This is a genomic window from Corynebacterium meitnerae, assembly GCF_027570075.1.
In the GTDB taxonomy this organism is placed as follows: Bacteria; Actinomycetota; Actinomycetes; order Mycobacteriales; family Mycobacteriaceae; genus Corynebacterium; species Corynebacterium meitnerae.
This window is the reverse complement of the sequence record NZ_JAKMUS010000010.1, coordinates 78,928-88,038: the sequence shown is the minus strand read 5'-3', so window position 1 is coordinate 88,038 and position 9,111 is coordinate 78,928. Positions and strand designations below refer to the sequence as shown.

Below are 9,111 nucleotides of genomic sequence, written 5' to 3'. Positions count from 1 at the left end.
TTTCCCAGGACGTGCTACCAACTTCCGGAAGTATGTAGTCCTGCCGCTTCCCGTCGCTTCCGTCTTACCCAGCAAACCCGACCGTGATCGGTGTGGCACAGAGTCCACTCATGGTGGCCGTGGGGCTCACCGTCGTTGGCTTCGTCGTCGGGCTGATGATCATTGATTTCGTGGGAGCGTAGCGCGCATCCTGTTCAAAGCGTTAAGAGCATTGAGATTTCACAACTCCGGGATAGACCAAACTGTGAACGAAACTCTGAACGAGACTATCAAAGTGCTAATCATCTTTCAAACTTTGATTCGCAGTATGGACTTTAAAGTATGAAAGAGCTGGTAGACAAAGTGCTAAATATGTAATAGACTCAGAAACATGAGTTGGACTGATGTGCGAGTTGTGGAAACGCTCGCGGAACTCCGCGCTTTCGGGGATGACACAACGCTGGTGGAATGCAAAACCGCCGCAGGAGGAGTACCTGAGGGTATCGGGGAGACATTGTGCGCATTCGCGAATATGCCACAGGCAGGCGTGATCATTCTTGGTGTCAATGAACGCCAAGGCTTTGCCATCACTGGGGTGCAGAATCCAGCGGAGATGGAGAAGGCCATCACGTCAGTAAACCGTTCCTCCGTATCGCCGGCACCGCAACTCGTGTTCTCGCACCATGTCGTCGACGACAAAAAGATTGTGGTGGTGGAAGTAACGCCGCTGCTGCCGTCGGAAAAGCCAGCGACTTTTCGCAACAAGGCATTTCTCCGTCAAGCAGATGGAGATTATGAAATGAACTCCAACGACATCAGGATGTTGGAACTTTCAGCGCTCACAGAGAGCCAGCAGATACTCTCCGACTTTCAATCGGTACCGGGAACTGACACTGGCGTGCTTGATCCGCAGGTGCTTAAAGGGTTCATCAAATCTGTGCGGGAGTCCCGCTCGCGCGTGGCCAAGATCGATGATGATGCACAGCTGCTCCAAGTCACCAATGTCACTGATAATCAGGGCGACATTCGGCTTGGAGGATTGTATGCGCTTGGTTACCTACCGCAATCAGTGGAACCTGCTCTCGGTGCGACTGTTGCAGTGAGGTTGTCTCGCGGGGATGGAGTTGGCAGGCATAAGAACCTCAAAGAAATTGAGGGGCCGCTGCCAGTGATGTTGGTGGAGATCATGGAGTGGATCCGCCAGAATTCAGACACCGTGAGTAGGTACACCGACAGTGGTCACCTGGTGGATGAGCCGGAGTTCCCACCGACGGCAATCCGTGAGGTTCTTGCTAATGCTCTGGTTCACCGCGACTTGGGGCCTTCCGTGGAGGTGGGAAAGAAAGTTGAGGTCCGGATCACGGAGAAGATGCTCGTGGTGGTCAGTCCGGGGGGTCTTCGCGGTCTGTCTGCATCTCAGCTGGAAAGCCCGGGACTGACCAAAGCGCCGGTGAACAAGCGGCTGTACGAGATAGCCCGTTACTTGCGTACAGCTGAGGGTGAACGAGTGATTGAAGGTGAAGGTGGCGGAATCCAAGAGATTCTCACGGCCACCCGAGAAGCTGGTCTGCCGAAGCCTCGGTTCATTGATAACGGTGTTAGCTTCAAAGTGTTGTTTCCGCGTGGCTCACGCTTCACCGAGGCAGATAATCAGTGGCTTTCAGATCTGAAACAAGAAGCCAAGCAACAGTTCACTCCAACGGAAGAGGACATACTGATCAACCTGCGGAGCGGGGGTGGAGCGACGTTGTCGCACATCGTGCAGTTGTACACACCGTTGGGGGAGCGGAAGTGTAAGAGGATCCTTGACAGGCTCATTGATTGCGGTGTTGTGGAGCTAGAGGACGGCATCTACTCAGTGCCAGGAGAGCGGAAGGAGATTACATATCGGCCAGACCATGCCAGCGTGGACCAGCATTTCTTGGTTGCTTTGGGCAAGAATGTGCCGGCAGTTTACGCAGCGATTGGCCCAGGCGAGTTTGTAACTCTGAAAGACGTGCAGTCGAGGACGGGTTTCTCGCCAGCACAAGTGCGGTATGCGCTTGAGCCTCTCCTCGCTGAAGACCATGTTGTCATGTTGGGTGGTCAGGGGCGTAAAGCAACTGTGTATAGCCGGACTTAGACCAGCGGAATTCTCACTTTGGATGAAAGTGCGAATGAAAGTGTGAAAAGTATTCGCAGTTTCGCACTTTGATTCTCAGTTTGGGGCTGGGTTGCGCAAAGTGGCCTCGCGCGCGCCGGGTTTTGGGTACAAAGAAGGAAAGTTTCGTGCACAAAATCTAGGAGGGTGGACATATGCGCAAATGCTTATCGACGGTTGCTGCGGTCGGATTGAGTGTTGGCCTCGGGGTCATGGGCCTGGCAGGGCAGGTGCCACAGGCGGACGCGACGCCGTTTGGGTCGGTGGCGGACCTGACGCCGATGTCCTCGGTGAAGACGGGGCAGCCGATGCGGGATGTGGCACCACGCGAGGTGCCGGTGTTCCGCAGTGGTTTGCCGGCGGTGGCGCCGAGTGGTGAGCCGGGCACTGTCCTGGCGGAGGTGCCCCTGGACCCGCGGGTGGGGCTGAGCAGCGCAGCGAAGCAGTTCCGGGTGGCGTACACGACGGTGGATCAGCACGGGAAACCAGCGACGAGTACCGGAGCAGTGTTCTTGCCCAAGGGGGAGAAACCCGAGGGTGGTTGGCCGGTGCTGGCGTGGGCGCATGGGACGGTGGGGTTGGGGGATGAGTGTGCGCCGTCGATAAACGCACGATCGGCGCGTGATGCGGAGTACCTCAACCGTTGGCTCGACGAGGGGTACGCGATCGTGGCCACGGATTATGTTGGGCTGGATTCGCCGGGGCTGCACAGTTACCTGAACGGCAAGGTCGCGGCGGCGAACGTGGTGGATTCTGTGGCGGCGGCGCACGCGATGGCGGGCACACAGGGGCCGGGTGGGTCCGTGTTGGCTAAGCGGTGGGCCGTGATTGGGCAGTCGCAGGGCGGGGGAGTGGCACTGCATGTGGCGCACCGCGCGACGCCGCGCAGCCAGCAGCTGGGCTTGGACTACCGCGGGGCGGTGGCAACGGGCGCGCCGGCGTACGTGGAGGAGATCATCATCGCTGGTGGGCCCACCTTCCCGCCGGTGCCGCTGCCGGCGGCGCTGAGCACCTACGGGCTGTACATCCTGGCCGCGGTGCAGGAGGCGTACCCGCACGTGGATGTGAATTCGGCGCTGACGGAGGACGGCAAGCGGATGCTCGCCGAGGCGAAGAAGAGCTGTTTCCAGGAAGTCCGGGACGCGGCGGCGGGGACGAACTTGGCGCGGGCCTTCTCCAAGCCACTGCGCAGCGTCCCCGGTCTGGAACAGGCCACGCGCGATCTCATGGGCACCCCTGTTGCTGGTTATGACAAGCCGGTCTTCCTTGGCCATGGCCTGCAGGACCAGGATGTGCCCACCCCGATTGGGCTCATTCTGAACTCGGAGATGTGGCTGCGCCAATTCATTGGTTCGCCCCAGAACCAGAAGGTCGTGGTCCGGTGGTACCCGGCGGATCACGGCGGGACGGTGAACATGTCCACGGTGGATACGGTGCCGTTCCTGCGGGAGATCCTGTCCTAGCTTGCGCCTGTAGGGGGCCGGCATCGTCTGCGCAGGCCCCCAAACACCAACTGCAATGAATGAAGTGCAATGAACCAGGTGGATTCGCGGGCAGCTGCCTAGCTGGCGAGCCGCGACCTGGTTTATTTGAGTTCGTTTATTGCAGTTCATTCATTGCACTTTGCAAGCCAACCTCACACTCACCTGAGCAAACGCTGGTATAACTTTAAAGCACGTGACACGGGGTGCCGGCGCGCAGAAGCGTCGGCTGAGATTACACCCGTCGAACCTGATCCAGTTAGTGCTGGCGGAGGGATGGTCGCGGGGACACGCGTATACGCAGGCGTGCCCTAAGGCTGCTTCCGCCTTGAACGAAGGCGAGAGAAGCAATGAGCTTTTTCAAGAGAATCACCGCGACGATTGCGGCGGTGGGTGCCACGATGATGCTGGCGGCCTGCGCGGCCGACGGCAGCGGCAGCGGCGAGGGCAGTGACAACCAAAACGGCAAGGTCCGCATCGCGCTGGACTGGACGCCGAACACAAACCACACGGGCCTGTACGTGGCGTTGAACAAGGGCTACTTCGCAGAGGCGGGCCTTGATGTGGAGGTGCTGCCGTACAACGATTCCAACCCGGACCTCATGGTTGATGCTGGTCAGGCGGAGTTCGGTGTGAGCTTCCAGGACACGGCGACGATTGCGAAGGCGGCGGGCGCGGACCTGCGCTCCGTGCTGGCGGTGGAGCAGACGTGGGCCACCGAGGTGAGTGTGCTCGCTGACCGTGAGGAGATTAAGAGCCCGAAGGACCTGGACGGCCTGACGTTCGGTGGTTTTGCCAACTCGGCGGAGGAAGCCACCATGCGCGGCGTGGTGCAGGCAGCCGGCGGCAAGGGCGAATTCGACACGGTCGTCCTGGGCACCAGCGCGTATGAGGCGCTGTACTCGGGGGATGTGGACTTCACCGTGCCGTACGTGGCATGGGAGGGCATCGAGGCAGAAGACCGCGGCGTGCACCTGAAGAACTTCAAGTACACCGACTACGGTTTCCCGGATGCGTACCAGGTGGTCATCGTGGGGAATGAGACCTGGATGGACAAGAACCCGGAGCAGGCGAAGAGCTTCGTGCAGGCACTGCAGCGCGGCTATGAGGACGCAATCGAGGATCCGGACGCGGCGGCGGAGATCCTGCAGAAGGAAAACAGCGACTTGCTGGAGGACCTGGATTTCCTGCAGCGCTCCCAGCGGATGCTTGTGGAGGGCTTCATGCTCGACGAGAACGGCAAGTTCGGCGGCCAGACCGAAACGCACTGGGCGGAGCTCGGCCGATTCTTGCAGGAGCAGGGCCTGCTCAAGGACGAAACCGGCAAGGAGCTGACGGAGGAGCCGGACTGGAACACGTACTTCACCAATGAGTACATCACGCAGTAGGGCGCCAAAAGGCACCGTCGCTATCCCCACCGCTTTCATCCTCATTGCGGTTGCCGTGTGGGAGCTCGCGGTGAAGCTTATGGGCGTCTCTCCCCGCATCCTCCCCGCCCCCACCCACGTCGCCCGCGCCGGGTGGCAGCAACGGGAGGTGATCGCGGGGCACGCGGCGGCAACGCTGCAGGTCACCGCGGTGGGTTTCGCACTGTCGATGGTGTGCGCGTGGGTGCTGGCCATTGCGTCGGATTTCTCACCGACTCTGCGGAAGGGGTTGCAGCCTCTGCTCGTGGCCTCGCAGACCGTGCCGGTGATTGCTATTGCGCCCTTGATCATCATCTGGTTTGGCTTTGGCATCGTGCCGAAGATGCTGGTGGTGGCCCTGGTGACGTTCTTCCCGGTAGCCATCGGCCTCATCGAGGCCTTTGACCGCACGGACCGTGACGCCACGCGTCTGCTCCGCAGCATGGGCGCCAGCCGCTGGCAACAGTTCCGGATGGTGCGCCTGCCGCAGGCGATGCCGGCGTTCTTCACGGCGCTGCGCATCGGCATCACGTACGCGGTGACGGGCGCGATCTTCGCCGAGTACGTCGGTGCGAAGCAGGGCCTGGGCATCTACATGAGCGTGCAGAAGAACGCCTTCCGCACGGACCTCGTTCTGGCAGCGGTGGTGGTCACCGCGGCGCTGAGCATCGCCCTCTACCTGTCCACTTACCTCATCGAGCGCGCGGTCATCCCGTGGCACATCAAGGAGCGGAAAGCACATGGCTAACACACCAGTGGTCCACCTTGAACACGTAAGCAAGTCATTCGGGCAGCTCACGGTACTCAAGGACGTGTCTTTCAGCGTTGAGCCCGGCGAGTTCGTGTCCATCATCGGCCCATCGGGCGCGGGCAAATCAACGCTGTTCAACATCATCGCGGGCCTGGACACGCCTACCAGCGGCCGCGCGACGGTGGGCGGCACCACGGCATACATGCCGCAAAAAGACCTGCTGTTTCCGTGGCGCACCATCCTGGACAACACGGCACTCGGCCTCGAGGTCCAAGGCACTCCCAAGAAGGAAGCCCGCGCACGCGCACGCGAATTGTTCCCGCAGTTCGGGCTCGACGGCTTCGAGGACGCGCTGCCGTTTGAACTCTCCGGCGGCATGCGCCAACGCGCAGCACTCTTACGCACCGTTGTGCAGGGGAAAAGCACTTTGCTTCTCGACGAACCCTTCGGCGCCCTCGACTCCCTCACCCGCACCGACCTCCAAAACTGGCTCAAAGCCATGTGGGCGGACCATGACTGGACGGCCCTGCTGATCACCCATGACGTGCGCGAAGCAGTGACGTTGTCAGACCGCGTCGTGGTGCTCGGGCCGAGGCCGGCGGTGGTGAGGGAGATTGTGGACGTCGATAAGCAAGCAAGCACTGAATTGGAGCTGCACCTGCTGGAGCTGCTCCACGAGCGCTAGACCTCCAGCTCGGGGTGGATGTGCTTGTCCACCACGACGCGCTCCTTCCAGAATCCCGCCATCGCGATGAGGAAGGACGCCACACCCACCGCGGTGAGCACGATGAGCGCCACGGTGACGCGATGGTCACCGGGTGCGGTACCGAAGAGGACGTGGCGCATGAGGTCCACGGAGAACCGCATCGGATCCCACGAGTGGACCCACTGGATGAACTCGGGTTGGACCTCCGGCGGGTACAGGCCGTTGGACGCCACGAGCTGCAGTGACATGAGGATCATGGTGATCAGACGGCCTGTGGACGGACCGAAGATGGCGTAGATAGCCAAGATCGCCGTGACGAAGATGATGGCCACGTACGCCAGCGCAAAGAACATCTGCACCGGGTGCTCCGCATTAACGCCGAGGACCAGGTTTTGCATCCACCACAGGTGGAAGGCCTGAATCACACCCACGATGGCGGCCGGGATCCAGGACCCCAGCACCACGCGGAAGGGGCTGACACCGGAGTCAATGGCGCGCCGGGAAATCGGGTTGAACACCATGAACATGATGAGCCCGCCGAACCACAGGGACAGGGACAGGAAGAAGGGGGACAGGCCCACACCGAACAGGGAGACTTCATCGCCGGTGTTTTCCAGCCGGACGGGGGAGCCTGCCACCGATGAGGCAGAGTCCAGCTTCTTGCCTTCGAAGCGGGGGACTTCGGCTGCGCCTTCGTTGAGTTTGAAGGCCAGTTCGCCGGAGCCATCGTCCAGTTGGATGAGGCCGTTGTTCAGCTCATCCATGCCGGCGGCGAGCTGCTGGGTGCCGTCCGCGAGGACATTGGAACCATCGGACAAGGTGCGCACACCCACGACGAGGCGGCTGGTGCCGTCACTGAGTTCGGCGGTGCCGGCGAGGAGTTCACCGGAGCCGTTGTGAAGCAGGTGCAGTGCGTTGGACAGCTCGCGGGCACCGTCGGCAGCGGCGTTGACACCACCGATGAACTCCGCCGGAGTCCCTTGCTTCAGCTGTGGGATGTTCACCGGTGCGAGTACACCAGCGGCCTGGTTCACGCCATCACGCAGGCGGCTCAGACCGTCAGCGAGTTCGTCGGCACCAGCGGAGGCTTGGCCGAGGCCGTCGTTGAGCTGGGCGGCTCCGCTATTAAGCCTGTGCGCCCCATCGTCGAGCTGAGTGGCACCGTCGACGAGCTCCGGCACCTTCTCCATCGCGCTGTGCACGCCGTCATTGAGCTTGTTGGCGCCTTCGTCGAGGCGCTGGCCGCCATCTCGGGCCTTGGTCGTGCCATCATGCAGCTGGTTCGCGCCCTCGCCGGCTTGGTCCATGCCCTCGCCGATGGTGTTGAAGCCCATGAACATCTGGCGCGTGATCTGCTCACCCACGGTGCCACTGATCACCGACGTCATCACACGCGTGACCTGGTTACCCAGCATCGTGGGGATGAAGCCGTTGGTGTTATTCAGCGTGACATTGATCTTCGCCGGATGGGGGTCATCCGAGTTCACACTCACCGCGGCGGCGGAGAAGTCCTTGGGAATCTCCACGCCCAGGTAGTACGTGCCATTGCCAATGCCCTCGATGGCATCCTGCGCGGAGACTTCCACGAAGTTCATCGGCTCAACCTTGAGCAGCTCCTCTGCCACCTGATCACCCGCGCGCACCGTCTCCCCATCGGGGCCTTCCGCGCCCTCATCCGAGTTGACCAGCGCCACCGGGATCTTGTTCAGGTTGCCCAGCGGATCCCAGTAACTCCACACGAACAAGCCGCCGAACAGCAGCGGTAGCAACGTGATGGCAACGAGCGCCAAGGGTGGCAACACACCGTTGAGCAGTTTGCGGAAGTGTGTGCCTACATTCAGACCGGAAATCATGCGTTCACCTGCTCTTCCTTGGAGGCCTCGGAGGGCTCCGAGGCCTTTGAGGTCTCCACAGTGTGCCGCAGATCCACAATCGCATCCGCGTGGTTGCCCGGATCATCGTTGACAGAGTTGACCACCACGGGCAGGTGCTTGGACAGTTCTACCAGGTCATCGAGGATCACCGAGCGCAGGCGGAGGCTGCGGATCTGATCAATATCGTCGATCACAAGCGCATCCGCATCCGGCCGTGAGACGAGCGCCAGCAGCACGCGGAGGCGGAAGCGGTCCTCGACGGTGAGGTCGCCCACGTCAAGGGAGACATCCAGGTCCGTCAGGTTGAGCACCTCCAACCACGGCTCCACGTTCGGGTGTGCCAGCACATCGCGCGGGATGAGCTTGAAGAAGGGCTGGCTCCACGCGATCTGTTCCCGCAGGATATGGCGGGTATCTACCTGGCGCTCGAGGCCGTCGAGCATGGTCAAGCCAGCCATGGCCACGCGCTTGAAGCGCTGCCGCGGCGTGGTGTTAGTCCCGCTGAGCGCAATCGTGCCGCCGAATTGCTTGTAGCGCCCCGCCAAGGTCATGCACAGCGTCGATGAGCCTGACTCGCGCTCCGTGATCAGCAGGGTCAGGCCCTCGCCGATGTCAAAGGTCAGCGGGTCGTCGCCTTTGCGGACAACAAGGTCCGTCACGTTAAAAATGGGTTCCACTGTATGTGCCCCCGTGAATTCGTCCTCGGTCTAAGTGGAGGATAGACTATCAGTTGTACTCCAGATATGATTCACCACGAGTTTTTCTAAGTCAAGG

At 61.1% G+C, this 9,111-nt stretch carries 7 protein-coding genes and 1 riboswitch; of the genes, 5 read left to right on the top strand and 2 right to left on the bottom strand.

Translation table 11 applies throughout. From position 1 onward, the window contains the following. Window positions 1-370: 370 nt before the first annotated feature. The 5 genes from L8U60_RS07485 (at window position 371) to L8U60_RS07465 (ending at window position 6,442) form a co-directional block, all read left to right on the top strand. Window positions 371-2,101: an ATP-binding protein gene (locus tag L8U60_RS07485; protein ID WP_269965740.1), complete on the top strand. Its 1,731-nt coding sequence runs from the start codon at window positions 371-373 to the stop codon at window positions 2,099-2,101. Window positions 2,102-2,274: 173 nt separating this feature from the next. Beyond that, on the top strand, window positions 2,275-3,582 hold the full coding sequence (locus L8U60_RS07480) for an alpha/beta hydrolase family protein (RefSeq protein ID WP_269965739.1): 1,308 nt from the start codon (window positions 2,275-2,277) through the stop codon (window positions 3,580-3,582). Between the two features lie 210 nt (window positions 3,583-3,792). Continuing rightward, window positions 3,793-3,895, top strand: a riboswitch (TPP riboswitch). A 55-nt stretch (window positions 3,896-3,950) separates the two neighbouring features. Beyond that, window positions 3,951-4,988 carry an ABC transporter substrate-binding protein gene (locus L8U60_RS07475; protein ID WP_269965738.1) on the top strand — a complete coding sequence of 346 codons (1,038 nt, stop codon included), beginning with the start codon at window positions 3,951-3,953 and terminating at the stop codon, window positions 4,986-4,988. Next, window positions 4,969-5,754: an ABC transporter permease gene (locus L8U60_RS07470; protein WP_269965737.1), complete on the top strand. Its 786-nt coding sequence runs from the start codon at window positions 4,969-4,971 to the stop codon at window positions 5,752-5,754. Before L8U60_RS07475 ends, L8U60_RS07470 begins: the two co-directional genes overlap by 20 nt. Further along, window positions 5,747-6,442, top strand: a complete 696-nt coding sequence (locus L8U60_RS07465) for an ABC transporter ATP-binding protein (RefSeq protein WP_269965736.1) — start codon at window positions 5,747-5,749, stop codon at window positions 6,440-6,442. The genes L8U60_RS07470 and L8U60_RS07465 overlap by 8 nt, the downstream gene beginning before the upstream one ends. Here L8U60_RS07465 and L8U60_RS07460 read toward each other — a convergent pair. Further along, window positions 6,439-8,316, bottom strand: a complete 1,878-nt coding sequence (locus L8U60_RS07460) for a YhgE/Pip family protein (protein WP_269965735.1) — start codon at window positions 8,314-8,316, stop codon at window positions 6,439-6,441. The genes L8U60_RS07465 and L8U60_RS07460 overlap by 4 nt on opposite strands. Then, window positions 8,313-9,014, bottom strand: coding sequence for a P-loop NTPase family protein (locus L8U60_RS07455; protein ID WP_269965734.1), 702 nt, complete (start codon window positions 9,012-9,014; stop codon window positions 8,313-8,315). The genes L8U60_RS07460 and L8U60_RS07455 overlap by 4 nt, the downstream gene beginning before the upstream one ends. Between the last annotated feature and the right edge of the window lie 97 nt (window positions 9,015-9,111).